Origin of the sequence: Vibrio sp. L85 (assembly GCF_963871815.1) — a bacterium.
Taxonomy (GTDB): Bacteria; Pseudomonadota; Gammaproteobacteria; order Enterobacterales; family Vibrionaceae; genus Vibrio; species Vibrio harveyi.
Window position 1 is genome coordinate 1 of sequence record NZ_CAWMYL010000020.1, and the last position, 24,750, is coordinate 24,750.

At 46.0% G+C, this 24,750-nt stretch carries 23 protein-coding genes and 1 pseudogene; 13 read left to right on the top strand and 11 right to left on the bottom strand.

Going from position 1 to position 24,750, the window contains the following annotated elements:
• The 4 genes and pseudogenes from AACR11_RS03390 to AACR11_RS03405 form a co-directional block, all read left to right on the top strand.
• Positions 1-4,062 (top strand): annotated as a pseudogene (locus AACR11_RS03390) (tandem-95 repeat protein); the annotation flags it as partial.
• Positions 4,063-4,228: 166 nt separating this feature from the next.
• The gene (locus AACR11_RS03395; RefSeq protein WP_005375589.1) at positions 4,229-4,582 is read left to right on the top strand and encodes a hypothetical protein; all 354 of its coding nucleotides are present in this window, start codon (positions 4,229-4,231) and stop codon (positions 4,580-4,582) included.
• Positions 4,583-4,703: 121 nt separating this feature from the next.
• A complete protein-coding gene (locus tag AACR11_RS03400; protein WP_029789935.1) occupies positions 4,704-6,704 on the top strand; it encodes a HAMP domain-containing methyl-accepting chemotaxis protein in 2,001 nt (666 codons plus the stop codon).
• A gap of 300 nt (positions 6,705-7,004) precedes the next feature.
• Positions 7,005-7,484, top strand: a complete 480-nt coding sequence (locus tag AACR11_RS03405; protein WP_005388254.1) for a Dps family protein — start codon at positions 7,005-7,007, stop codon at positions 7,482-7,484.
• A gap of 108 nt (positions 7,485-7,592) precedes the next feature.
• Here AACR11_RS03405 and AACR11_RS03410 read toward each other — a convergent pair whose 3' ends face one another.
• A complete protein-coding gene (locus AACR11_RS03410; protein ID WP_005388252.1) occupies positions 7,593-8,207 on the bottom strand; it encodes an HAD family hydrolase in 615 nt (204 codons plus the stop codon).
• A gap of 124 nt (positions 8,208-8,331) precedes the next feature.
• Here AACR11_RS03410 and AACR11_RS03415 point away from each other — a divergent pair, with 124 nt between their 5' ends.
• Positions 8,332-9,327 carry a S66 family peptidase gene (locus tag AACR11_RS03415; RefSeq protein ID WP_029789934.1) on the top strand — a complete coding sequence of 332 codons (996 nt, stop codon included), beginning with the start codon at positions 8,332-8,334 and terminating at the stop codon, positions 9,325-9,327.
• Positions 9,328-9,354: 27 nt separating this feature from the next.
• Here the strand turns inward: AACR11_RS03415 and AACR11_RS03420 are convergent, their stop codons facing one another.
• The 4 genes from AACR11_RS03420 to AACR11_RS03435 all read right to left on the bottom strand — a co-directional run bounded on the left by AACR11_RS03420 (position 9,355) and on the right by AACR11_RS03435 (position 12,873).
• On the bottom strand, positions 9,355-10,431 hold the full coding sequence (locus tag AACR11_RS03420) for a PQQ-dependent sugar dehydrogenase (protein WP_029789933.1): 1,077 nt from the start codon (positions 10,429-10,431) through the stop codon (positions 9,355-9,357).
• Positions 10,432-10,580: 149 nt separating this feature from the next.
• The gene (yiaY, locus tag AACR11_RS03425) at positions 10,581-11,729 is read right to left on the bottom strand and encodes an L-threonine dehydrogenase (RefSeq protein WP_005442614.1); all 1,149 of its coding nucleotides are present in this window, start codon (positions 11,727-11,729) and stop codon (positions 10,581-10,583) included.
• A gap of 334 nt (positions 11,730-12,063) precedes the next feature.
• Entirely contained in the window at positions 12,064-12,714 is a 651-nt protein-coding gene (gene elbB, locus AACR11_RS03430) for an isoprenoid biosynthesis glyoxalase ElbB (protein WP_005442612.1), read from the bottom strand.
• Between the two features lie 12 nt (positions 12,715-12,726).
• Positions 12,727-12,873: a hypothetical protein gene (locus AACR11_RS03435; protein ID WP_005453721.1), complete on the bottom strand. Its 147-nt coding sequence runs from the start codon at positions 12,871-12,873 to the stop codon at positions 12,727-12,729.
• A gap of 129 nt (positions 12,874-13,002) precedes the next feature.
• On the opposite strand from AACR11_RS03435, the gene yddG reads away from it, so the two are divergent.
• Positions 13,003-13,905, top strand: a complete 903-nt coding sequence (gene yddG, locus AACR11_RS03440; protein ID WP_079325533.1) for an aromatic amino acid DMT transporter YddG — start codon at positions 13,003-13,005, stop codon at positions 13,903-13,905.
• A gap of 121 nt (positions 13,906-14,026) precedes the next feature.
• Here the strand turns inward: yddG and AACR11_RS03445 are convergent, their stop codons facing one another.
• Together AACR11_RS03445 and AACR11_RS03450 are read right to left on the bottom strand one after the other, a co-directional pair.
• Positions 14,027-14,920 (bottom strand): cation diffusion facilitator family transporter, encoded by an 894-nt coding sequence (locus AACR11_RS03445; protein WP_020195313.1) that lies wholly within the window; start codon positions 14,918-14,920, stop codon positions 14,027-14,029.
• 175 nt (positions 14,921-15,095) lie between these two features.
• Positions 15,096-15,974, bottom strand: a complete 879-nt coding sequence (locus AACR11_RS03450) for a LysR family transcriptional regulator (RefSeq protein WP_005453726.1) — start codon at positions 15,972-15,974, stop codon at positions 15,096-15,098.
• Positions 15,975-16,023: 49 nt separating this feature from the next.
• On the opposite strand from AACR11_RS03450, the gene AACR11_RS03455 reads away from it, so the two are divergent.
• Positions 16,024-16,722: a class I SAM-dependent DNA methyltransferase gene (locus AACR11_RS03455; protein WP_029789931.1), complete on the top strand. Its 699-nt coding sequence runs from the start codon at positions 16,024-16,026 to the stop codon at positions 16,720-16,722.
• A 65-nt stretch (positions 16,723-16,787) separates the two neighbouring features.
• Here the strand turns inward: AACR11_RS03455 and AACR11_RS03460 are convergent, their stop codons facing one another.
• Positions 16,788-18,758: an acetoacetate--CoA ligase gene (locus tag AACR11_RS03460; protein WP_079325535.1), complete on the bottom strand. Its 1,971-nt coding sequence runs from the start codon at positions 18,756-18,758 to the stop codon at positions 16,788-16,790.
• 221 nt (positions 18,759-18,979) lie between these two features.
• Here AACR11_RS03460 and phhA point away from each other — a divergent pair, with 221 nt between their 5' ends.
• Positions 18,980-19,774 (top strand): phenylalanine 4-monooxygenase, encoded by a 795-nt coding sequence (phhA, locus tag AACR11_RS03465; protein WP_029789929.1) that lies wholly within the window; start codon positions 18,980-18,982, stop codon positions 19,772-19,774.
• Positions 19,764-20,102 (top strand): 4a-hydroxytetrahydrobiopterin dehydratase, encoded by a 339-nt coding sequence (locus AACR11_RS03470; protein ID WP_009704713.1) that lies wholly within the window; start codon positions 19,764-19,766, stop codon positions 20,100-20,102. The genes phhA and AACR11_RS03470 overlap by 11 nt, the downstream gene beginning before the upstream one ends.
• A gap of 94 nt (positions 20,103-20,196) precedes the next feature.
• Here the strand turns inward: AACR11_RS03470 and AACR11_RS03475 are convergent, their stop codons facing one another.
• Positions 20,197-21,966 (bottom strand): choice-of-anchor I family protein, encoded by a 1,770-nt coding sequence (locus AACR11_RS03475; protein ID WP_029789928.1) that lies wholly within the window; start codon positions 21,964-21,966, stop codon positions 20,197-20,199.
• A 232-nt stretch (positions 21,967-22,198) separates the two neighbouring features.
• Between AACR11_RS03475 and AACR11_RS03480 the strand changes: the two genes are divergently transcribed.
• On the top strand, positions 22,199-22,543 hold the full coding sequence (locus AACR11_RS03480; protein ID WP_029789927.1) for a HopJ type III effector protein: 345 nt from the start codon (positions 22,199-22,201) through the stop codon (positions 22,541-22,543).
• Between the two features lie 60 nt (positions 22,544-22,603).
• Here AACR11_RS03480 and AACR11_RS03485 read toward each other — a convergent pair whose 3' ends face one another.
• Positions 22,604-22,912 carry a cysteine-rich CWC family protein gene (locus AACR11_RS03485; RefSeq protein WP_029789925.1) on the bottom strand — a complete coding sequence of 103 codons (309 nt, stop codon included), beginning with the start codon at positions 22,910-22,912 and terminating at the stop codon, positions 22,604-22,606.
• Positions 22,913-23,071: 159 nt separating this feature from the next.
• On the opposite strand from AACR11_RS03485, the gene AACR11_RS03490 reads away from it, so the two are divergent.
• The 3 genes from AACR11_RS03490 to AACR11_RS03500 are packed head-to-tail and all read left to right on the top strand — an operon-like array spanning position 23,072 to position 24,270.
• On the top strand, positions 23,072-23,752 hold the full coding sequence (locus AACR11_RS03490; protein WP_005442584.1) for a DUF3313 domain-containing protein: 681 nt from the start codon (positions 23,072-23,074) through the stop codon (positions 23,750-23,752).
• An 18-nt stretch (positions 23,753-23,770) separates the two neighbouring features.
• The gene (locus tag AACR11_RS03495) at positions 23,771-23,986 is read left to right on the top strand and encodes a DUF3820 family protein (protein ID WP_005433583.1); all 216 of its coding nucleotides are present in this window, start codon (positions 23,771-23,773) and stop codon (positions 23,984-23,986) included.
• Between the two features lie 41 nt (positions 23,987-24,027).
• Positions 24,028-24,270: a hypothetical protein gene (locus AACR11_RS03500; protein WP_005453747.1), complete on the top strand. Its 243-nt coding sequence runs from the start codon at positions 24,028-24,030 to the stop codon at positions 24,268-24,270.
• 127 nt (positions 24,271-24,397) lie between these two features.
• Here AACR11_RS03500 and AACR11_RS03505 read toward each other — a convergent pair whose 3' ends face one another.
• Positions 24,398-24,646, bottom strand: a complete 249-nt coding sequence (locus tag AACR11_RS03505) for a YgjV family protein (protein WP_009696088.1) — start codon at positions 24,644-24,646, stop codon at positions 24,398-24,400.
• Positions 24,647-24,750 lie beyond the last annotated feature (104 nt).

A 24,750-nucleotide genomic window follows, 5' to 3' on the forward strand; every position in this document is an offset into this window, starting at 1 on the left:
AGTAACACCAGTCAATGACGCTCCAGAGCCACAAGATCAAGCGTTCACCGTGGGTGAGGACGGTCTTCTTACCTTCACAGACGCAGACTTGTTAACAGGCGCGACGGATGTAGAAGGTGACAACCTAACCGTTGCATGCCGTTGATATCGATGGTGACGACCTAAGTGCAATCAACCTGAGCACCAATGATGAAAATGCAACGGTTGAAATGAACGAGGATGGCAGCTTCACCATTACTCCAAGCGAGAACTTCTACGGCGACATTGAGTTTAGTTACGATGTCACGGATGGCGAAGAAGTGGTTGCGGCTGGTCTCGACTTAACAGTAACACCAGTCAATGACGCTCCAGAGTGTGACTTACACTGGCACGGACGGTGTCCTAACCGACAATGGCGATGGCACGTACAGCTTCGCGCCGAACGAGAACTTCAATGGCGATGTGAACTTTACGTTCGATGTGTCAGACGGTACGGATACGACCTCTGCCAACATTGATGTGAGTGTGACGCCAGAGAACGATCCTCCGGTTGCAGGCAGCACGTCTTACACCGTACATGAAGACAACTCGATCACCATCAGTGACGAGCAACTACTGGCTAATTCGTCGGATATTGAAGGCGACGTAGACATCAGTAGTGTGACTTACAGTGGCAACGATGGCGTCTTCCAAGACAATGGTGATGGTACATATACCTTCTCTCCAAATGAGAACTTCAATGGCGAGGTCAGCCTAGACGTTGTGGTTGTCGATGAAGAGGGTGCGACAGACTCAACCACTGCGGGTATTACCGTTCTTGAGGTGAACGATCCACCAATCGCAGGTGCGACAAGTTACTCTGTCAATGAAGACGAAGTCATTATCTTCACGGAAGAGCAACTGCTAGCGCAATCAAGCGATGTGGAAGGTGACGTGAGCCTAGAAAGCGTCTCTTACAGTGGTAGCGACGGCATTCTAACGGCGAATGACGATGGCACTTACAGCTTCGCACCAAATGAAAACTTCAACGGTGGCGTAAGCCTAGACGTAGTCGTCGCTGATGAAGACGGTGCAACTGCGACAACCAACGCGAACATTGATGTATTGCCAGTCAACGATGCTCCGGTATCTGGCGACTTGGCTTACAGCGTCGATGAAGACGGTTCAATCACATTGAGTCAAGAGCAGTTACTGGCTCAAGCGGGTGACGTCGACAGCGATAATCTAGAAGCAGTGAACTTAACCGCGGTAGCCAATGCAACCGTTGTTGAGAACCAAGATGGTAGCTTTACGATTACGCCTGATGCGAACTTCAATGGCGATATCGACCTAAGCTTCGACTTGATTGATAACGATGGTGCGAGCGTGGAAGTGGGCGTTGACCTAACGGTGAACCCAATTAACGATGCGCCGCAATCAACGCCAGTGAATATTGCTGGTACCGAAGATACCACCATTCTTATCACGCAAGACATGTTGCTTGCTAACGCGACAGACATCGATAACACCTACGACGAACTGTCTGCTGTCGACCTAGTGATTGATGAGCAATACGGTGACTTGCTAGACAACGGTGATGGCACTTGGTCATTCACTCCGGCTGAGAACTTCAATGGTGATGTGCCAATGTCGTTCGGTGTCAGCGATGGTGATTTAGTGACGCCGGTTGAAGGCAATCTAAACATCGAAGCGGTTAACGATGCACCAGAAGCGCCAACCATCCAGATGCAAGGCGAAGAAGATGTGGTTATGGTGATTGACCCAGCTTACATCGCTGATCAAGTTACGGATCTTGATGGTGACGAAATCAGCGTAGAAAGCATCACGGTTCGTGCGCCTGCAAACGCGACATTAACTCAGCAGCCAGATGGTATGTACCACTTGGTAACCACTCAAGACTTCAATGGTTTGGTAGAACTGGGCTACACCGCGACAGATGGTGAAGAAGTGGTTGAAGGCTCGTTGAATGTGGATGTCATTCCAGTCAACGACGCTCCATTCAATGTGGGTAATGCCTTTATGGCAACCGACGAGGATGGCGCATTCACCTTCGACGCTGGCGACCTGATGAACTTGTTCGGCGATATCGATACTGAAAACCTAGTCGTATCACGCATTATCACCGCAGAAGGTGAAGATGGTGGTGAGGTAACAGACAACGGTGACGGTACTTGGACATTCACACCAACTGGCGATTTTGCAGGGGTTTCTGACTTGCAAGTTGTGGTAAGTGACGGTGAGTTTGAAACAGTACTTGATGTGCCAGTGTTTGTTCGCCCAGTTGCGGACGGCGCGGTCATCACAACCGACCATGATGGTCCATTAGTCTTCGGTGAAGACGAAACAGGTCACCTAGGCTTGAATGTCGGTCTAATCGACGATTCAGAAACGCTAAGTAACCTAGTGATGACTGGTTTCCCTGTTGGCTTCGAAGTTACGGATGGTGTGAACACCATTACCATTACGGAACCGGGTCAATACATCGACTTGAACGAGTGGGATATTTCAGACCTGCAAATGACGCCTCCGGCTGACTTTAATGGCGAGTTCTTCGTAACCGTGACCGCAACAACGGTGGATTATGGTGACGAGCCAGAAGAGTTCGAAGATGGCATCGATTCAGGTGACTTCGAAACCCTAGCGGGTGAGCCCGTTATCCTAACCGCTGATGACCTAATCGGATTGGCAGAAAACGTAGACGCTGACGCGGGTGATGAAGTGAAATTCGTTCACCTAGCTGATCGCAGCCAAGGTGAGATTGTCGATAACGGTGATGGCACATGGACATTCAATCCAGCACCAGGCTTTACTGGTGAAGCGGATATCGCTTATGTGATTGATAAAGACGGTGTGCTTCATGATGAGCAAACAGGCGTGGTCGTGAAAGAAGACGCACCACAAGAGAATGCTTCACCAGAAATCGACAGCATTTCTACCACAGAAATGGCAGCGGATGGCACCTTGTCGTTCACCAATGATGACATGCTATCGACCTTGAGCGATGCAGAAGGCGACAGCTTGAGCATTGAGTCAGTGAGCCTAATGGAAGGTCAAGGTGTGATAGAGACCGATAACCAAGGTAACTACCAATTCACACCAGCAGAAGGCTACACCGGAGATGTTCAAGTTGGCTTCATTGCAACTGACGGTGAAAACCGCATTGAGAGCTTCTTTAATGTCGACATCCAAGGTGAAGGTGAAACCACAACCAGCGAAGGCTACGCACTGGCTGATGATGGTTCACTAACACTAACGGAAGCACAGTTGATTGATGAACTTGGCATTAGCCCTTCAGCAGAAGTGTTGGATGTCGCCGATGCAAACGATGCTGGTTTCTTCGCGAAATCAGGTGATGAAGAGTGGACATACTGGCCGAACGATGACTTCGATGGCAATTTGGCTATGGATGTTCAGGTCAACGACAATGGTGAAGTATCGACTCAGAATCTGAGCATCCAAGTTGCGGACGACTCAGCGCAAAGCGACGAGCCACAAATCCAAACTGCTCAAGCATCATCAGAGCAGCAAGTCGGCGAAGCGCAACAGCCTGAAGAGCAAGCAGCAAACGGCGCAGACAGTGAAGAGGAGAGTGCCGCTGATGTGACGGCAGCACCAGGCGATACCATTTCTATCTCGGTTCCAGATGAGGTCAGTGGTAACGAATCGGTGGATTATGCAGAAATGTCCGGTCTACCTGATGGTGCATCGGTAAGCAACGCACTGGATAATGGCGATGGTAGCTTCACATTAAGTGGCAACCTGAACCAACCAGTATCGGTTGACCTACCAGAAGGTTACGAAGGTACGAGCGAAATCCAATTCCAAGGTTACGACGAATTGGGCAGCGCAGTAGAAGGTGCGAGTGGCACAGTTGAAGTTGAAGTCGATGATCAATACACCATGCAAGGTTCTGCTCAAGATCAGCAACCAGACATGGCGGGTATGGAATCTGGCGGCAGCGACTGGACAAGTGCGGGAGGTCAAGATCAAGGTGTCTACTTCACGGATGACTCTGGCAGCTTCGACTCGGATACTCAAACGGGTACTGACCAAGGCAACGATTTCGATCAAAGCTCAATGTAACCAGTCCTAGACAAGGGCAGTGTCATTGCTGCCCGAACCAAAGCCATGCAGAGCCTACTTTGCATGGCTTTTTTGTTGGGCTTCTTTCTATGAGCTGTAGAAAAAACTTGGAAATTGAAAAAAGTATTCTTAGCTAGTTAAAGAGTGAGTTACAAGGAGGAGCGATATGTACCGTTATGTCAGTTCGCCAAAAGCATCGAAGTACATAGTGCCACCACCACAGCATCGTGAGTTGTCGAGTATCGATGTGCCGGAGTCAGAACTAGAGATGCGTGAAATTCTGAACAATTGGTTTGCCGATGGATTGGCGCCCATCATTCAGAATGAAGACAATTACATTTCTGCTAATGAGCAGCAGCGCTTTGAGCAGCTCAGCCGTACGGTGGGCGTGCTACTGCGTAACAAAGATTACTACTTCGCCACCAAGCGGATTCTTTCGTTGTGGGAGCAAGACTGCTTAGAAACCACTTACGTTAATTATCTGATTTTACGTAGTGAGCGCATACCATACTTCGAATAAGTCCCATTTCTTGGCTTGAAATAGTGGTTTACATGGTTTTCTTAGTAACTTTTGATACCTGTATTTAACATTTTTGTAAACATCGTTATATTTAAGGCTCATCGTTGTCAGGAGTTTATGGATGAACCTTACGATATCAGGGAAGTTGCAGCTCAGTTTTGTGCTGCTAGCCGTACTTTTTATGGCATCAGCGGTATTTACGTATCGCAACGTCACCACCGTAGAGCAATACGCCTCTTCGTTACTTAAATCCGATTTACCGACCGTCGACACCAGTCGCGGTATCCAACAGTCCGTTCAAGCGTCGCTGTCTTCTATTCGAGCCTACATGTTGCTAGGTGGCGATGAAGAGGCGAGCGCACGTCTGAGTGAGGACGTACGCAATATCATGGCATCTACAGACGAGTCGCTTCCAACGTTGCAGGCTTTGATCTCTGAACAGGATTTTCAAGCGATTCAAAGTCAGTGGGATGCGGTAAAAGTCTCTCTAAACAAGTTGATTGAGCTCAGTCACAGTGATGAGAACTTACCCGCGCATAACCTCTTTATTAACGAAGCGGCACCCATTGCAGAAGTGGCACTTGATCAGCTTCAAAGCTTAATCAATGAAGAGTCAGGAAACCCATTTGGTGGAGACAGAAAGCGTCTGTTTAAAGTTTACGCGGATAGCTATACCTCGCTGGCCAATGCACTGTCTGCTCTGCGAGATTTCCTGTTGTACGGGCAGCAAGATCATTTGGACAAATACCACGACTTGATTAAGTACCATAATCAGTCCGTGGCGGAAATCGACAGCAAACTCGACAGGCTTACTGATAACGACCAATCATTGTGGTCACTGTTTAAAGAAATGCAGCAACTGTACTTTCCTTTAGCAGAGCAGGTGATTGCATTACGTCAGTCACCAGAATGGAACGAATCAAACTTGTTAATGGCGAATGAACTGTTGCCAGCAGCGGATGCACTAGACCAAAGTTTAGAAACGATCGTATTGGCTCAGCAAAGTCGTGCTGATCAAAGTGGACAGGGCATTAATCAGTCGATCAAAAACGTACTCACCACTATGTTGATTGCTGCGGCATTGGTTTTGTTTGCCGCAGTAGCGATTTCAAAATACATGGGCAATACCATTGGTCGCCGAGTGAAAAACTTATCGGAGCGTGCAAAGACGATCGCTTCAGGGGACGTTTCTCAGCCTTCGTTAACTGTTGTTGGGAAAGATGAATTGGCTGACCTTACCGATTCGATTAACCGCATGAACCAATCGTTAGCGAGCATTGTGGCAGGGGTGAGTGAAAAAGCGCACCAAGTGGATACTAGTATGGGGGCTTTGTTGGAATCGGCGCAAGTCACCTCATCGAATGTAGAACAGCAACAAACCAGCATTGTTGAAATGGGAAGCCAATTGGATGAAATCGCTTTAGCCGCGCGTAACACCCTAGATCAAGCCAATCAATCGGTGCAGAAGCTTTCTGACTCAAAAGGCGAGATTGAACAAGGTCGTGATGCTTTAGAGCAAAACAAAGTCACCATGGAAAGCTTGCACGGCAGCATTGAAACCGCGAGTACGCAAGTCACACAGCTAAGCAAAGAGAGCGAAGCCATTGGTCGAGTGACGGAAGTGATTGAAGGTTTGGCAGAACAAACTAACTTACTGGCACTGAATGCCGCGATAGAAGCAGCGCGTGCGGGTGACCAAGGACGAGGCTTTGCGGTTGTGGCGGACGAAGTACGCATGTTAGCGACGCGCACTACTCAATCGACGACAGAAATCAACGGCATCATTAATGCGATTCAACGCTCGACCAATTCGGTGGTTGAGGAGATTGAACACAGTCAATCACTTGCGGAGCAGGGCGCTGAGCACATTGAAAAAGCGGTAACTCGTTTGCTTGTCACTACTGAACAAATTGGTTCTTTGAATGAACAAATGGCAGAACTTGCGGCAGCGGCAGAGCAGCAATCTCATGCGACCAACTCGATCACTGGATTGATGTCCGGTATTACTCAATCAGTGGATGAGGTTTCGAATAACAGCCAACGTGCATCAGAGACATCATTGCAAGTAAAAGAGCAAGTTACCGAACTGAATCAACAGATGGCAACTTTTAAAACGGCGTAGATAAGGTTTACGTCTGTTCATATACTTTTGAACGTTAACCAAATAGTAAAAAAGCCCCAACCCTTTTTACACAAAAAGGGTTGGAGCTTTTTGTTAGATGATACGCCGATATTCGTCTACTTGCTCATTGGATTTGGCTATTTAAATCATAGCTAAAACCAAATTCTCTTCGCCGAGCCGGAGCCGTAATATGACTCCATCGGCAGCAAATACTGCAAAAGAATTTTTAAACTTTATACCAATCCCGGTAAGAGAATCGTTCGTTACTACGATTGGTATCATCCTTCTAGGAGCAAGATTATGAACAAACAAGTAAGCCTAATTGGTCTAGACAGCGAACAATCAGCACAACTAGCTCAACAGCTAAATCAACTGCTAGCGCATTACCAAGTGTTGTACATGAACTCTCGCGGTTACCACTGGAACATTAAAGGTGCGCAATTCTTCGAACTGCACGTAAAATTTGAAGAGATCTACACTGATCTACAAACAAAAATCGATGAGCTTGCAGAGCGTATTCTAACTTTGGGTCACACGCCAGCGCACGCATTCAGCAACTACTTGGAAGCAAGTGAAATTAAAGAACATCAAAACGCGACTTCTGGTGAGGAGTGTGTACAAGGTCTGGTTCAAGGCTTTAGCGTTCTACTTCTAAAACAGCGTGAGATTCTACAAAACGCGGGTGAAGCAGATGACGAAGGTACAGCGGCATTGATGGGTGACTACATCCGTGAGCAAGAAAAATTAATGTGGATGCTTAACGCTTACCTACAAGGCTAAGCAGCGCATCACCCAAGCAATCCTTGGGAACGCATGAAACAATCGGGAATAAGTCATAAGGGGCACGTTGGTGCCCCTTTTTTTGTTTGCGTATTTTATATGTGTGCTTTATTTGCGTGGTAAGGATTCGAAACGGCTCAATAAATCACTGAGTTCATTAAGCGCCAACGAGGCTGAGTCATTGAAGGTTTCTTGATTACCATGATGCACAAGACAAGACGGCATCTGAGCGTTATACGCTGCCTGTAAGTCGTAAAGGTAATCGCCGACATAAAGCACTTCATCAGGCATCAAACGCCACTCTTTCGCCAACACCTGCAAAGACAATGGGTCTGGCTTGGGCGGGAAGCATTCACGAGTGATGACTCGTTCCACTGAGATTTGGTTGTGTTCTAGTTTGCGCTGCGTGGCGATTTGACAGTTGCGCGTCACGATAGCGGTTTTGATTTCATTTTGATGCAAGTGGGCGAGCAACTCATGGCAGCCAATCATTGGAGCAGACTGCTCAGCATCAGAAATCTCGTAATCAAATATCACGTTATGAGCGTGCTCTCTATGGTGAGGATGCTCAAGTGCGTCGACAAAATCCAATAGATCTTCACTCTGCGGACAACCTAGCTGTTGTCGCAATTCGCCGAAGTTCATATCAGAACTCACCAAGGTGTTGTCTAAATCAAACACCACGGCTTTAATTTTATCGAGCTGTAAAGGGAATGGAATCATAATGACCTCGTACAACTTAACCGAACTATCGTTTTAAAAAACAAAAGGTTATTGTTAAGTTTAGATTCTTCTGCTTAGATTGTACGAAAATAAATCAACCATGTATCACAAAACAAGGACGCGCATGATCATTCCTAAACCATTACAAAAAGGCGACACCATCGGCTTTTTCTCGCCATCCTCCCCAGCCACGGTATTTGCACCAGCGCGTTTTGAGCGTGCTAAAGCGTACGTGGAATCTCATGGTTACCAGCTAAAAGCAGGCAGCTTAACGGGCAAAACTGACCAATACCGCTCGGGTTCGATTCAAGATCGAGTAGAAGAATTGAATGCGCTGATTCGTGACCCTGAAGTGCGCTGTATTATGTCGACCATAGGTGGTTCCAACAGTAACTCATTGCTACCTTACATTGATTTCGAGGCATTGAAGAAAGATCCCAAGATCATTGTTGGCTATTCGGATGTGACAGCTTTGCTTATGGGCATTTACGCACAAACCGGCATCGTTACTTTCTATGGTCCAGCTTTGGTGGCATCTCTGGGTGAATTCCCGCCATTGGTGGACGAGACCTTCGCTTCGTTCGAATCGATAGTGAATACATTAGTCGGCTTGGATCATCAATACACAATGCCACTAGGGTGGACAGATGAATGGATAGAGTGGGGCGAGCAAGACCGCGCAAAGCAAACCTTGCGAAACCATTGGCACTTCAAAGGTGAAGGCAAGATCACAGGGCGTTTGATTGGCGGCAACCTTAATACCATGACGGGTATTTGGGCAAGTGAGTTTATGCCGAGTATCGAACAAGGCGATATTTTGCTAGTGGAAGATTGTTTGCAGGGCATTGAAACGGTCGAACGTTCTTTTGCGCTGCTCAAGCTCTCTGGTGTGTTTGATAAAGTTGGTGCGGTTGTGCTCGGCAAGCATGAAAAGTTCAATGATAAAGGCACAGGACGAGCACCTATAGACGTGTTACTAGAAGTACTTAACGGTCAACCACTGCCAATTTTGTATGACTTTGACAGCTGTCATACCCACCCAATGCTCACCGTTCCATTGGGCTCGACCATGACGCTCGATTTTGACAATGAAACGGTGGCAGTGAGTTTAAAGAGCTAGCTTTTTTGACTCGTTCGTCAGAGAAAACTATTTCTCCTCAAGACGAAAGATTTTGCCGCTGTCGGTAGAAAAATAGATATAGCCATCGGGGCTGATGGTTATATCTCTTACTCGCTCACCAAGATTCTCCATCAATCTTTTTGATTCGGTAAGCTTGCCATTCTCAATAGAAACCACGTTGATGTGCGCCAGTTTCAATGCACCGGCGAGGATTTTTCCGTCCAACTCTGGGTATTTATCGCCACGGTACAAAATCATATTGCTGGGTGCGATAGAAGGGATGTATACCAACTTTGGATCTTCCATTCCCGGTAACGACTTAGCTTCCCCGACGTCCAACGGACCCCAATATTCTTTACCATGAGAGACTTTAGCCCAGCCGTAGTTCGCGCCTCTCTTGATTAGGTTAATTTCATCGCCGCCGCGTGGTCCATGCTCAATCGACCACAGCTGTTTTGTTGCTTCGTCGTAAAACATACCTTGTGGGTTGCGGTGCCCGTAACTCCATATCTCAGGGCGAGCTTCGGAAGGTTTGAATGGGTTGTCTTGTGGAACCGAAGCATCAAGGTTAAGCCGCAGAATACTGCCAGCATGGGTTTGAGTGTCTTGCCCATTATCACGTTCACCACGGTCGCCGATTGAGAAATAAACTTTGTCGTCTACAAATGAAATTCGACTGCCGTAGTGACGCCCTGTGTCGGTGATGGCATCAGCAACAAAGAGATCTTTCCAACCCACAAGCTGATTGTTTTGCAATTGCGCCGTCGCTAACGCCACCGTATTGCCTTTGCTCGTGCGCTTGCTGTAGGTAAAGAAGAGTTGCGGGTTTTGCTTATCGGCATTCGGTGCGAGCGCAATATCCAATAAGCCGGCTTGTCCACTGGTGTTCACATCGGGAACGTTAAACAGCTTTTGAGGTTTGCCTGTGGTGATATCCAGCAACGAAACCGTACCGTTCTTTTCATTGACGATAACGCGTTGGCTATCTAAGAACTCGATCCCCCAAGGGATCTGAAATCCATTCGCCACTTCGTTAGCGCGGTATTCGGCAGCGTTGGCAGAAAAGGATAAACAAGCGAGTAGGGCAGCAGCAATCGTTCTCATGGTTCCTTCCAATATGAATCGTATTAATGCTTAAAAGCTAACACTAAAAGAGAACGTTTTGCAGAGCATGGATTGTATAAGAATGTAAAAAATCCCCGATACGAGATCGGGGATTGAATTAAGGCTAGAGAATTGTTTATGTAGCGAGATTACATCGCTTCTTCGAAGATCTTAGAGATTTCTTCGTGAGTTGCTTGTTTAGGGTTAGTGAAACCACAAGCGTCTTTAAGTGCGTTGTCTGCTAGCGTTGGGATGTCTTCTAGTTTCGCACCAAGCTCTTTAATACCCGCTGGGATACCCACATCTTTCGCTAGAGTTACGATAGCGTCGATTGCTGCCGCTGCGCCTGCTTCAGCAGACATGCCTTCTACGTTTACGCCCATTGCTTTCGCTACGTCACGTAGACGCTCAGGACATACTTGCGCGTTGTAGCGCTGTACGTGAGGTAGAAGAATCGCGTTACAAACACCGTGTGGAAGGTCGTAGAAACCACCTAGCTGGTGTGCCATTGCGTGTACGTAGCCTAGAGACGCGTTGTTGAACGCCATACCCGCCATGAACTGTGCGTATGCCATTTGTTCACGAGCTTCTAGATCTTCACCGTTTTTCACTGCTGTGCGTAGGTAAGCTTGGATAAGCTCAATAGCTTTGATTGCTACCGCATCAGTGATTGGCGTTGCCGCGATAGATACGTAAGCTTCAATCGCGTGAGTTAGGGCATCCATACCTGTTGCCGCAGTTAGCGAAGCAGGTTTAGCTAGCATTAGCTCTGGATCGTTTACAGAGATAAGCGGTGTTGTGTGCTTATCAACGATAGCCATCTTGATGTGACGCTCTTCGTCAGTGATGATGCAGAAACGCGTCATTTCAGATGCCGTACCCGCAGTCGTGTTGATCGCGATAAGTGGCATCATTGGTTTTGCAGATTGGTCTACGCCTTCGTAATCTGCGATTTTGCCGCCGTTAGAAGCAACAAGCGCGATACCTTTCGCACAGTCGTGTGGTGAACCGCCACCTAGAGAGATAACGAAGTCACATTCGTTATCAGTAAGAAGTGCCAAGCCGTCGTTAACGTTGCTGATAGTAGGGTTTGGTTGAGTGCCATCGAACACAACAGTTGCTACGTCGCGTTCTGTTAGTAGATCTTGAACCTGTTTTACTACACCGATTTGGTTAAGAATCTTATCCGTAACAATCAAACCTTTTTTAAAGCCTTGAGATTGGATGCTGTCTGCTGCGTCTTTCAGACAACCAGCGCCCATTAGGTTTACGGTAGGGATAAAAAATGCACTTGTCATATTGGATTGCTCCGTCGTTATTTTTAATAATCTTTCTTAATCTGTCATTTACTCTTGCATACCCCGTTCTTGATTTAGATTGATCTAGGACAAGTTTAACCCCTTAGGGGTATCTTGAGGGCTGAAAGTGTGATGACAGTCTTGTTGCACAGTGAGATGGTGCAACACCTACTTAACGTAGCTGAAATATCTCATTTATCACGCAAACGATTGGCAAAAATAACAAGATTCGTACGGTTTATCTCTCAATTCGACTAAAGTATAAAAAATCCCCATTAATATGTAGTCTATCAATGGGGATTAGTATGGTGTGTTTTAAGCAAACGTTTTCGATTTAGGCGATTTTAACTAACTTATCTACTAGTTTTTCAATGCCTGACGCGGCTTGGGAGATATTCTCCGCTAACATATAAGCTGGTGTTGAAAGCACGTTGTGTTTTTCATCGAAATGGATTTCATCCACCTGGCAATTGACATGCTCGCCCCCCATATGACCGAATGCTGCTGCAGTGGCTTCATCGTTACCAATGGTGCCTTTTACACCTTGATCATAAATCATCGGGATAATGGTTGGTGCGATGCATAGATATCCTGCAGGTTTGCCCGCTTGAGCGAACGCACGACACGCTTGGGCGACGTGAGTATTAATCGAACACTCCGCACCCGAAACAGCGAAGTCGGTTAAGTTTTTCGCGGCACCAAATCCACCAGGAAGTAGTAGGGCATCGTATTCATCAACGTTAAGTTTGGCGACATCGTCAATATTTCCGCGTGCAATACGAGCAGATTCGATTAAGACGTTACGTGTTTCATCCATTTCGTCACCAGTTAGGTGGTTGATGACGTGGAGTTGGTCAATGTTAGGTGCAAAGCAGTGCCAAGTTGCACCTGCTTTCTCGATGGCGTAGAGCGCCAATACGGCTTCGTGGATCTCAGAGCCGTCGTAAACGCCTGAACCACTTAAAATGACTGCGACTTTTTTCATGATTGGATTCCTTTACTCTGAACGTTCCTTAGATTGTTCTTCACTATCTAGACCATGCGTTTCCGAATGTGTTTCAACGTTTTCACTTTCGTCGTCTTCCTCATAGTAGCGCACAACAAACGGTGTCAGCATGACACTCGAAGGCAGAAAATGTTTCATATCGACTCCAACCGCGTAATAGAGTGGTTTTTATACCGATTTTGGAAAAAGAGTACGTTGAAGCGGATCATTTTTGAGTTAAGCTGCAGTTTCCTTTGGCATTCATGAGCAGTAGGTCACATAGATAACATGCAATCCTATCAGTTTCGTTTCACCCTTTATGGTTGTATCGCCATTCTCTCTTGGAGCTGTTTGTTAGGCATCGCAAGATTGGTGACAGAAAGTTTGGGACCCGTGGGTGGATCAGCCATGCTGTATTCTCTGAGCTCCATTTTTCTGTTGATTGTGGTTGGCATCCCAAAACTGTCATATTTCTCACCCAAGTATTTAGTTTTGGGTGGAGCGATGTTTGTTTGCTACGAGATCTTCCTTGCGCTGGCATTGGGCTACTCCAATTCTCGTTCTCAAGCGATTGAAGTTTCCATCGTCAATTATCTATGGCCAGCACTAACTGTGTTGTTTGCGGTATTGGGCAGTAACAAAAAGCCGAACTGGTTACTGTACCCGGCAGTTATGTTGGCATTCATTGGTGTCGCGTGGACGGTCAGTGGTGATAGCGGTTTATCACCGACGCAGTTAGTGGCGAACATCAGTAGCAATCCGATTGTTTACTTCATGGCATTTGCAGGCGCAGTCATCTGGGCTGTGTATTGCAATCTGACTCAAAGACAACAATCGAAGCACAACGCGATTACTTTGTTTTTTATCGCGACAGCCATCTCTTTGTGGATCAAATACGCCTTTACTGATGAGCCGCCAATGGCATTCAGCTGGCAAGCGATGGGGTACTTAGTGGCTTCTGCAGCTTTAATGGCGGGTGGTTACGGATTGTGGAACATCGCGATTGTGGGCGGCAATATGGTGTTTCTCGCAACCTTGTCTTACTTTACGCCGATTTTTTCTGCTCTGTTTTCCTCTCTTATTCTAGGCGTCACTCTAAGCCACAGCTTCTGGCAAGGAGTCGTAATGGTAACGGTTGGTTCGCTGATGTGTTGGCTGATTACCAAAGAGAAGCGCGAAGCGGCGGGATGAACGCTGGTATAGAAATATGTAGAGCACGCTTGAGTGTCTTTCAGGTTCAAATCAAAGCAAGAAAAAAGCTCCCGAGATTGGGAGCTTTTCTTTTGAGTTCTAATGATTGTTTGGTGGCGCTCTAATAAGCGACGTTCAAGTGCAGTTGAAGCTTGAATCTGTGCTTCGATAGTCGCTTAGTAAGCTGCTTACGAGTGTGTTCTAGCGTATCAAGCTCTAGCGTGTCGTCATCCACATGCACGTCCACATTTACTCGCAGTTCTTGACCAACTTTAGTTACGCCAGCCAGTTTCAATTGGTGCTCAGTCACTTTTTCAATCTCAAGAACGTCTTTACCAACGCTCTGACACAACTCTTTGCTTGGTGTCATCATTAACAGTTCGCGTAGGGCACCAACTAGCATATCAAATGGTACTTTAAGGAAGTAGAAGCCCATCAAGACCATCATCATAGGGTCTGCATAGACCGCGTAGTGTGCGTATGGTGTTAGCGATACTAGCCATGCAGCGATAAAACCAACCGTTACTGCCACGCTTAACAACGTATCCATTTGCCATTGTTTTTTCTCGGCTTCGATCAAACCTGATGAGAAACGACGACTTTTCTTCGCCATAAACCACCAAGCGTAACCACAACCAATCACGTTAACGACACCGAAGATGGTTGCGATGGAAGCGTCTACCTCACGACCGCCTGTCATCAACGCGGTTACCGCTGAAAATAATGAGAAAGAAACCACCACTAAAATAACAGCGGCTTTAATAGCGATAACGATAGGTTCAAGTACAGCTTTGCCGAAAGGAAAAATAGATTTTGATGGCTTGCTGATGTAGTAAGAAGCTGCCAGTGACAATAAAGTTAACAGCAGACTGACTAGAGAATAAACACCGTCAAAAACGATGACGATCGACCCAACAAGCAAGCCAAGTACCATCCCTCCAATTGCAAACCCAGATGCTAAAAGGGCTGAGAAGGTTAGGATACGGTTTTCGTTTTTGCTTGTCCTGTCACACATAAAAGATGCCTTAAATTATTACACCCTTACATTCTTCTCCTTAGGGCAAATTTAAGCAAATGAAAACTGTGTGACATTTAAACGATAAAATGTTGTTTTTGAATTATGCTTTTATTTTTCAATGATTTAACATTAAATTTTGCTGTCAATATAATTGACGCTCACTGCAATATGTTTAGAAGTCGAATAAATACTCGCTTAATTTATCGGCCAACCAACTCATTGCAGGGTGTTCTGTTTGTCCATTTGGTACGAACATACAGTAGTCTTCTTGCGTCAAACCATAGGTGTGTTTGATCACCGCAAGTTTCTGATGTCTCAAGTAATGTCGGATCAATGGCTCAGGTAATACGCCCCATGCATCTTCTTCTAAAATAGTGTTCAGCATGTAGTCAAAACTGGAGAAGCCAATGTATCGAGTAGAAAAGGGTTGTAGCTCGGGGTTGTCTTTCTCATTCAAATACACCATCAAAGCTTGCATCTGGTTACGCAAATCTTCATCGGTGACGCGACGCATTTTGCTGAGTTGGTGATCGAAGCTACAGACCGACATCATACGAATTTTACCAAGTGGATTGTAAACGATGTGTGGGTCATCCACGCGCTCGTAATCAACACCAAATGCAAAATCGACCTGTTGAGTACTGACCAAATTAGCTAAGTCACCACTGGAAGCGAGAATCAGGTTGAATGTGGTGGAAGGGAAGCGATTGTTTAGAGTATGCGAGAGCTCTTGCCAAAGTTCGTCTGGCAGCGAGTCATCACGTGCCACCCAGACCTCAGCGTTGAAGCCGTCAGAAACTTGAGCGCAGGTCTTTTTGATTCGTTGTGCGGTTACGAGCAGGTTTTCGCAGTCTTTGAAGATGGCTTTCCCCGCTTCCGAGAGCGTTAGTTGATTGCCTGTGCGAGTGAATAGCTCGACGTCTAAGTCTTTCTCAAGCGCTTTAATTGCCATACTGAGTTTGGTGCGGTTGCAATCGAGTTGACGCGCAGCCTCCGATACGGAGCCATATTCGGCGATGGTACAAAAAGCTTCGACTTGAGTTAAGTTCATGATTAAAAAAGACCTAAACTAAAAAGATGAGAATCGATAACGTAGATGAATGAGCGTACTGACGCTTAGAAAGATTATCGAAAAAAACACGGATTCGCCAGATAAGTCTATGGTGTTTTGGCGTTTTTGCGGTAATCTATGGGGGTTACAAGAAGTGAACATGGAGGCCACGATGGCACAAGATTGGGACGGCTTAGCAAAGAATTGGGAATCTAACCCAGCAACAGATCAATTTGCTCAGTCGGTGTTTGCACAGTTACAACAGCTTACTCAGCTTGATGGCATTAAAGTATTGGATTTTGGATGTGGGACAGGGCAGTTAAGCCAACTATTGTCGCCATCCGCAAAAGAGATTGTGGCGCTGGATGCATCTGAAGCCATGATTGAAGAGCTTGATAAGAAAGAGTTAGAGAATGTAGAACCAGTTGTTGACGCATTGACGCGTGGTCTAGTTGCTCAGCACCCAGCATTCCGTGGTCAGTTTGACTTAGTCGTTGCTTCTTCAGTTCTGGCTTTTATCGAAGACTACGAAACGTCTCTAGAGATTGCTCACTCGTTACTCAACGCTGGTGGTCACTTCGTTCATTTTGATTGGATTGCAGATTCAGAAAAAGAAGGCTTCACGCTAGCGAAATCAGAGAACGCACTTATCAAAGCCGGCTTTACTGAGGTAGAAACGAAGAAGGTCTTCGAAATCACATCAGACGGTCACACAATGTCAGTATTAATGGGCGTAGGTCGCCGTTAATCCCCGACAAAGAACATAAGAAAAGCGAGCTATTTATAGCTCGCTTTTTTGTTTCCTTTGATTTGCTAGGCAAACGTGAGTTGTCGAATTTCCTTTAGAACGCCTGGATTCGCAATCGCACCTAAGTTCTCAACTTCCTTACCATTTATGACTTGTTTGACCGCAAGTTCTACCAACTTTCCCGAGCGCGTTTTAGGAATGTCGCTGATGGCGAATATTTGGCTTGGCACGTGCCTTGGCGAGCAGGATGTTTTGAGGCGCGACTTAATCTCTGCTACTAATCTGTCATCTAAAGTGACACCAGAAGCGGTCTGCACAAACAGCCAGATTTGCTCATTGCGATCGACCTCTTTACCTACAGCGATAGAATCGACGATACCTTCAATAGCGTTTACTTGCTGATAAATCTCCGCTGTGCCGATGCGCACACCGCCAGGATTCAACAATGCATCGCTACGACCGTAGAAAACAAACCCACCTTTGGTGCTGCGTTCGACATCATCACCGTGATGCCAGATATCATCGAACTTGTCCCAGTAAGCGTTGTGGTAGCGTTCCCCTGTATCGTTCCAAAAGCCGACAGGAAAGTTGGGTATGGAGTTGGTGCAGACGAGCTCACCACGTTGTTCACTCACGCTTTGACCTTGTGAGTCGAACACTTGAACATCAATACCCAAACCAGCGTACTGACATTCACCACGATAAACAGGCGAGATAGGGTTGCCTAATACAAAGCAGCCACAGATGTCTGTTCCGCCTGAAATAGAAGCCAAGTGCAGATCTTGCTTGATGTGTTGATACACGTAATCAAACTGCTCTGGATAAAGCACTGAGCCCGTAGAGCACAAAGTTCTTAAAGCAGGGAGAGAGTAATCTTGGATTGGCGACAGTCCGGCTTTTTCTATCGCCTCTAGGTACTTGGCGGCAGTACCAAAGATACTCACCTCGGCGCGCTGAGCAAAATCCCACAGCACACCAGTTGTTGGATAAACCGGGCTACCATCGAAAATCACCAAGCACGCACCACTCGCAAGAGCAGATACGTGCCAGTTCCACATCATCCAACCACAAGTTGTGTAATAAAAGACGCGATCTTTAGGCTGAATGTCTGAATGAAGTTGATGCTCTTTAAGATGATTGAGAATCGTACCGCCAACAGAATGCACGATGCACTTAGGCTTGCCAGTCGTGCCAGAGGAATAAAGCACAAACAGCGGACTATTGAATTCCACGCGAGTGTAATGCAACGGAGCAGGGGAATACTGATTAATGATGTTTTGCCAATCGTGAGTACAAACATCGCATTCGAACACATGTGGTTTGAGGTAACCGATCTGGCATACTTGTTTCAGTCCATCAAGATGATCCGCGATGTGGTGGTTCTTCTCCGACATATCAAAAGTTTTGCCGTTGAAGGCATAACCATCGCAGGTGAAGAGAACCTTTGGTTTCACTTGTCCGAAGCGCTCGATGACGCTTTCTACCCCAAAGTCAGGGGAGGTAGATGTCCAAGTCGCGCCTAAGCTGGTGGTAGCAAGCATTGCAATAACGGTTTGTGGCATATGTGGTAAATAACCTGCAACCACATCGCCTTGCTTGATGCCACATTCGACTAACCATTGCTGAACGCTCGAGACCTCATCACAAAGCTGTTTCCATTTGTAAGTCTGTTTGTCGCCGCGCTCGTTTTCAAACCAAATCGCCAGTTCATCCGCTTGTTGCTCTGCCAAACTGAGCAGGTTCTCTGCGTAGTTAACTTGAGCTTGAGGGAACCACACGGCATCTCGATTTTGCATTGGTGATTGCCAACGGCTTTCACCTTGTGCTTTTACGGTATCGCCTTGCGTGCCAATTAGGTCGCAGAACTGCCAAACCTCTTTCCAGAAATGCTCGTTATGCTCCAAAGACCATTGGTGCAAATCAGAGTAGTTTTTGAGCTCGAAACCCTGCCGATTAATGTGCTCGATAAACTGCGTGATATTGGCTTGCTCGATTCGATCTTCCGTCGGCTGCCAGACTTTGTTGCTCTCGCGCATAGCTCCCTCTATAACAAAGTTTTAACGTTTTCAGTCTGAGGTGAACCAGAAATAAAGTCAAACTCGTTGGAGAAACTAGCTCCTTATGTATATCAATGTCTTAGGTGTTGATGTAAAGAAAATGTTACACCTAAGTTTTGAGTGGAAAATGGCCAGGGGATTGGAAGGACAAAAGAGTGTAGATAGGCTTAATGTAAAGGATTTGTTAACGGAGATGTGCAATGACTCAGTATCATTCAAAACCCGTCGATCAGGATGGAAGGGTAGAATGGAGCCATGAAGAGGATGCCATTTGGCGCGACTTGGTAACAAGACAAATGAGCGTGATTCAAGACCGTGCATGTAGCGCCTATCTGCATGGACTCAAGCTACTCGATTTACCTCATGACCGCGTGCCACAACTGCCCGAAATCAATCGTGTCTTGATGGAAACAACGGGCTGGCAAGTGGAGCCAGTACCTGCATTGATCGACTTTGATCGTTTCTTCAATTTGCTTGGCAATAAACGCTTCCCTGTTGCGACATTTTTGAGAACGCGAGAAGAGTTTGATTACCTACAAGAGCCGGATTTCTTTCATGAGATTTTTGGTCATTGTGCCATGCTCACCAACCCTGATTTTGCCGCCTTTACCGAGCATTACGGACAGCTTGGACAAGCCGCGACACCGAAGCAGCGAGGGTACCTTGCGCGTCTATATTGGTTTACAGTCGAGTTCGGCTTGGTTCAAGAGGGTAACAAAACCAAGATCTACGGTGGCGGTATCCTTTCATCTCCGGGAGAAACCATCTATTCATTGGAAAGCGACATAGCGATTAGAGACGAGTTTGACCTGCAAACTGTGCTAAGAACCCCTTATCGCATCGATATCATGCAGCCGAAATACTACGTGATTGAAGATTTGTCCCAGCTTTTCCAAATTAGCCAACTGAATTTATTGAAACAAGCCGATCTAGCGATTGAAGCCGGATTGCTTCCACCACTTTTTGAACCAAAGGAACCTGCTCATGTTGAATGAACAAAAATGCGAAGCTTGTAGTATCGATGCCATTGCACTTAGTAAAGAGGAACAACAGTCTTTGCTGCTGCAATTGTCTGATTGGCAGATCATTGAGAGAGATGAGATTCCTCAACTTGAGAAGGTCTACAAGTTTAAGAACTTCAAACAAGCGTGGGCGTTTAGCAACAAGATTGCCGAGCTTGCAGAAGATGAATTCCACCACCCATCTATCTTGCTGGAGTGGGGCAAAGTGACCATCACGTGGTGGAGCCACTCTATTAAAGGTCTGCATAAGAACGACTTTATCTGTGCTTCTAAGTGCGACGCATTGGTTATTGAAGAGTAAAGCTGAGTGATTATGCTCACTCATTATAAACAAAAGCGCCCGGACTGAAGTTCGGGCGCTTTACTTTTAATTTTGTTCTCTTGAAGAGCGAGAATTAAAGCTCAATTCGAAACACAGACGTCGTACCTGACACTTCATTACCAACCGCGATAAAGTGTTGCCCGTTACGAGCAAAGTATTTGATTGACTCTGGCGCCAAATCACCGGCTTTTGGATTGTAAGTGTCGTTCGCGCATTCGCCGTCTTCCACTTCTGTACAAACTGGCTGGTTATAATCACGACGGTTTACGTAATGCAGGAACTGCGCTTGCTTCGGGTCTGTGATGTCATAAATCATGATGCCGCCTTGACGCTCCAAGCCGATGAACGCGTAATGGCGACCATTGATTTGTGCTACTTCAATCGCTTCTGGTTCAATGCCTTTGTCGTCGCTGCGGTCATCGCCACTGTCATTGCTATCGTTGGTGCTGTTGAAGTTCTTACCTTCATTCATTAGTGCGATGGTCGTGAAATCGTCACCACTATCGAAAACCAACTCACCGTTTTCATCCCAAATAGAGAATGAACGGGCACCAAAGGCTTGAACATTGTCTTGTGCAGAAAGCGTGTGTTCAGGCTTAATCACTTTTAGACGCGCGAGTTGTTTGTTGTCTTTTAGTGCCTCTGCTAGCGGGTGGTCTGCTGCGACTTTTAGCTTCTTACCGCGCACTTCGTCGACATGGCTTAAACAGGTGCCTTGTTCAGAAGTATATTCATCTGTACCTAGGTAATCGTCTTCACCCCACTTAAAGCCCGCTTGGTCACATAGAGCTTGTGTTGTTTTGAAGCCATATTCACGACCGTCACCTTCGTTGGCAGAGAGTATGTACGTTTTACCGTTTACCGAGTAGCTGTCGAGGGTATCTGGCATGTACAGACCAACCAGCTGTGGGTAGCTCTTAAAGTTGCCAATGATTTTGTCTTTGTTCGAAGCATCCAGTTTTGAATCAGACCAAGATTTCTCACCCAGACTCACAATCTTCTCTACCGATTTGCTTTCTGGGTTTACGATTGCCATTGCATTGTTCTCTTGCAGTGCAACGTAGATTTTTCCGTTGTCAGCAAAGGTGAGGTATTCCGGTTCTAGATCTTGCGCCACCGTGGCATTTGGACCTGAGATTCGAACATCAGCAGGTAACTCAGGCTTACGTGCACCATCAAACTCATTGAAACCAATCTGCGTGACTTCTGCTTGTTTTGCGCCTTGGCTCAAGTCGATCAGCGTGATGCTGCCTTCTGGATCGATACTGTAGTCACCATTTGGTTCACCTTCGTTTGCTGTCGCAATGTATCTGCCATCTTTTGAGAAGCCAACCATGTCTGGCAGTGCGCCGGTAGGGAAGGTGGTGATCAGCGACAAATCATCTGAGCGGTACAAGCCAACAATGCCATTCGACTGCTTATTGCTGTTTTCAATCGCTACAGCGACTAAACCATTAAAGACTGCAACGCTGTTTGCCGCACCAATTTCAACGCCTGCCGCTTCGCCTGCGCTGTTGAGATCTATGAATGCAGTTTGTGTTGGTGCGCCGTTGTCATCCATAGAAAGCACATCGACACGTTTTGCTTGAGCGTTGACCACGTAAAGCTTGTCAGTACACGCATCATATTGAACGATTTCTGCTGCCGATGTATCGAATGGTGCGTCAGCGATAGACGTTCCCATAAAGGTCAAACCTTGGATGGATGTCTCCCCAGCAACAGGTGCTACCGATGCTTTACATTGGGCTGCAAACGAAGAGAGAGAATCGTCAGGTTGAGATGAACATGCGATGGCAAGTGAAGATAATGCCAATACGCCTATTGCCTTAAATGGGGTGGTCATGATATTTCCTTATTAAGCAGATACAATGTTGCTCAATGCACCTAAATTAGATATCTATTCATTCACGACAACAGTGAGGAATAGTGCATTGATTGATGTGTTATTAAATAAGGCTCTGAATATATTTATGATTTATGACTCTTATATTGGCTTTTGATGAAACAAATGTGTCAGTTTTAATCTGAACGTATGTCGAACACTTAAGATGAAAAGACACTAGGAACTAGAAATAATGGAACTTAAAGAATTTTTGGATGCGCTAGCGGCATCACCTGAGACAGTAGAATTTGAAACGACAATGGCAGCCATTGAGGCAAACTACGCTTTTACGCCAGCGGCTTTTGTGAATGGTGAAACGCAGAATAATGCAGGTGAGAACAACGGCTCGTGCAAGATCTTCGCTTTTGGTCAATTGAACAACCTAAGCAAAGAAGCAACGTTGGCGTGTTTTGGTCGCTTCTACCGTGAAGATGTATTGGCACATCCAGAGAACAGCGACCATCAAAACATTCGTAACTTTATGGTGACAGGTTGGGATGGTGTGAAGTTTGAATCCCAAGCGTTAGCGCAGAAATAGTTCGCAGACCTCACCTTCATTTCAATGATAGCCAGTCCGTTATGCCCTATATTCGATAGGCTAGGCGACTGGCTTTTTCTCCAAACATTTACGACACAAACAAAGCTGCCCCGCATCTGGTTTTGGTAAATCTCTGGTCTCAATATCAAAGCACCAGCACGTCTCTTTCCCCGCAGCAATATCGCAGTGCGCGTTCGTGCCACACTCAGGGCAAGAGTGGGTTGAATCATTTCCAACCAATTGCTCGATGATCGCGTCTCGTTGAGTATCAGACTTATCTTTCCACTGCACGATTTCTTCCATGGTTCGGTGACAGCCAGAACAGATTCCGCCGTTGTTTTTACAGGCTGCGCGGCAAGGTGACTTCATTATTTTTCTCGTTATGCTTTCCAGTAAGCGGCGTACTTTAACATGAAATTGTGCAGCGGGAAGCTCAATACTTGATTCAACAAAATATCCATTAGGTGAATAAATACTGGTTAAATTTATATGGAATGATAAACTGTATATTCAATTATAGGAGGCGTCATGTTTAAACCGTATTTTAAGTGCATCACCTTGTCTGTTTTTATCGTTCTTTTGGCTGGTTGTGCCAGAGGTCCACAAGTCGATGAGACGAAATTTACTTCGTATGAGGATTTTCGACCGGGTCCTGAAGGCAGAGTCGATTTAGTGTGGGCAAGAGATGACATTAAAGATGCGCAAACATTAAAAGCCGTTCTTGATAAATATGATAGCGTACTAGTGGATCGTGTCTTTGTGGTTGTGAAAGATGCTGAGTTGGATGATGAGAGCATTAATGAATTGTCTGATTACATGGTGATGAGGCTCAAAGAGAAGATCTCGACCAATAAACGCATTGTGGATGAGCCAAGTGACTCAACACTGCGTTTGAGTATCGCGATCAGTAATGTGGAAACGCCCAATCCGATCTTAGCGGTAACAAGCTCTGTGCTGCCTTTTGGTATTGGTGTTTCTACAATATCCAAGCTAACAACGGGCGAGCACACCAATGTGGGAGAGGCGACCATTGAATTACTGGTAAGCGACTCTAAAACGGCGGAGCCTATCTTTGCGGTGATAGACCGACATGTTGGCGATAAAGATTTGGATAACATTGTTGACGGGTTAAGTGGAGCGAAAGACGCAATCGACTGGTGGGTTAATCGATTATTTGTTACTTTCGACAACCAAGTTACCCAAATCTAGGTCGTTAGACAAAACGCCATGTTAGAAAAAGAAAATTTAATCAAACTCGCTCGAATGCAAATGCCGTTTGGCAAATACGCTGGGCGTGTTCTTATTGATCTTCCAGAAGAATACCTACTCTGGTTTGATAAAAAAGGCTTTCCTGAAGGGGAGCTAGGTGAACTGCTAAAGCTCTGCCTCGCACTTAAAATTGAAGGCTTGGACAGTGTTGTTAAGCCTTTAAAGCGCATGTAACCTGCCGCAGAAACTCCCTATTTTTGATTTAAAGAATTACCATGAATTTTGATATTAATGCACTGAAACACCACCAACTGGTCGAAGATGGTCAACTAGAAGGGTGCTACCTTCATCAACCTGCAAAGGGCAGTCAGCAAGATGACAAAGCGGTTTTGGCAGAACGCCAAGCGTTGGAAAAGATGGGGTATAAGGTGATTCAGGTCCAAGCTAAAGGCGGAACCACAACGTTTGCTGAGGCAATGCAAGAGTTTGCGCAGAAGACGGGGCTCCAGCCCAAGTAATAAGCGAATGGAGCAGGGCTTTTTATGTCTGGCTTAATGGCTTAGTGGTTTTGATACTTTTTCGCGATCTAGAACGCACAAAAAAGCCCGTAGCATCACGCTTACGGGCTTTCTTAATTCGTTTTAACTAGGCTTTTTCAGGCGCTAGGCTTTTTTTTTCCTGTTGCATTTTCGCAAGGAAGTACACGTTAACACATGCAATAAAGCCGTTTGTTAGTACTACTGGCCATGAATCAATCATCAAACCGTAAGCTGTGAAAAGCGCACAGCCGATAAAGTTAAGGATACGAAGCTTAACGATATCTTTCATAGTTAGTGAGATTGCAACCATGATTGAAGCCGCGTAGCCTAGAATCTCAACCATATTCATTTCCATTATTTGACCCTCTTAAATCTGCCGAATTCTGTCGGTACCACTTCTTCTCATCTTGAGATTAACGAGGAAGCTCCATGCCTCGAATGGTCTTGTTCGTTTTGATG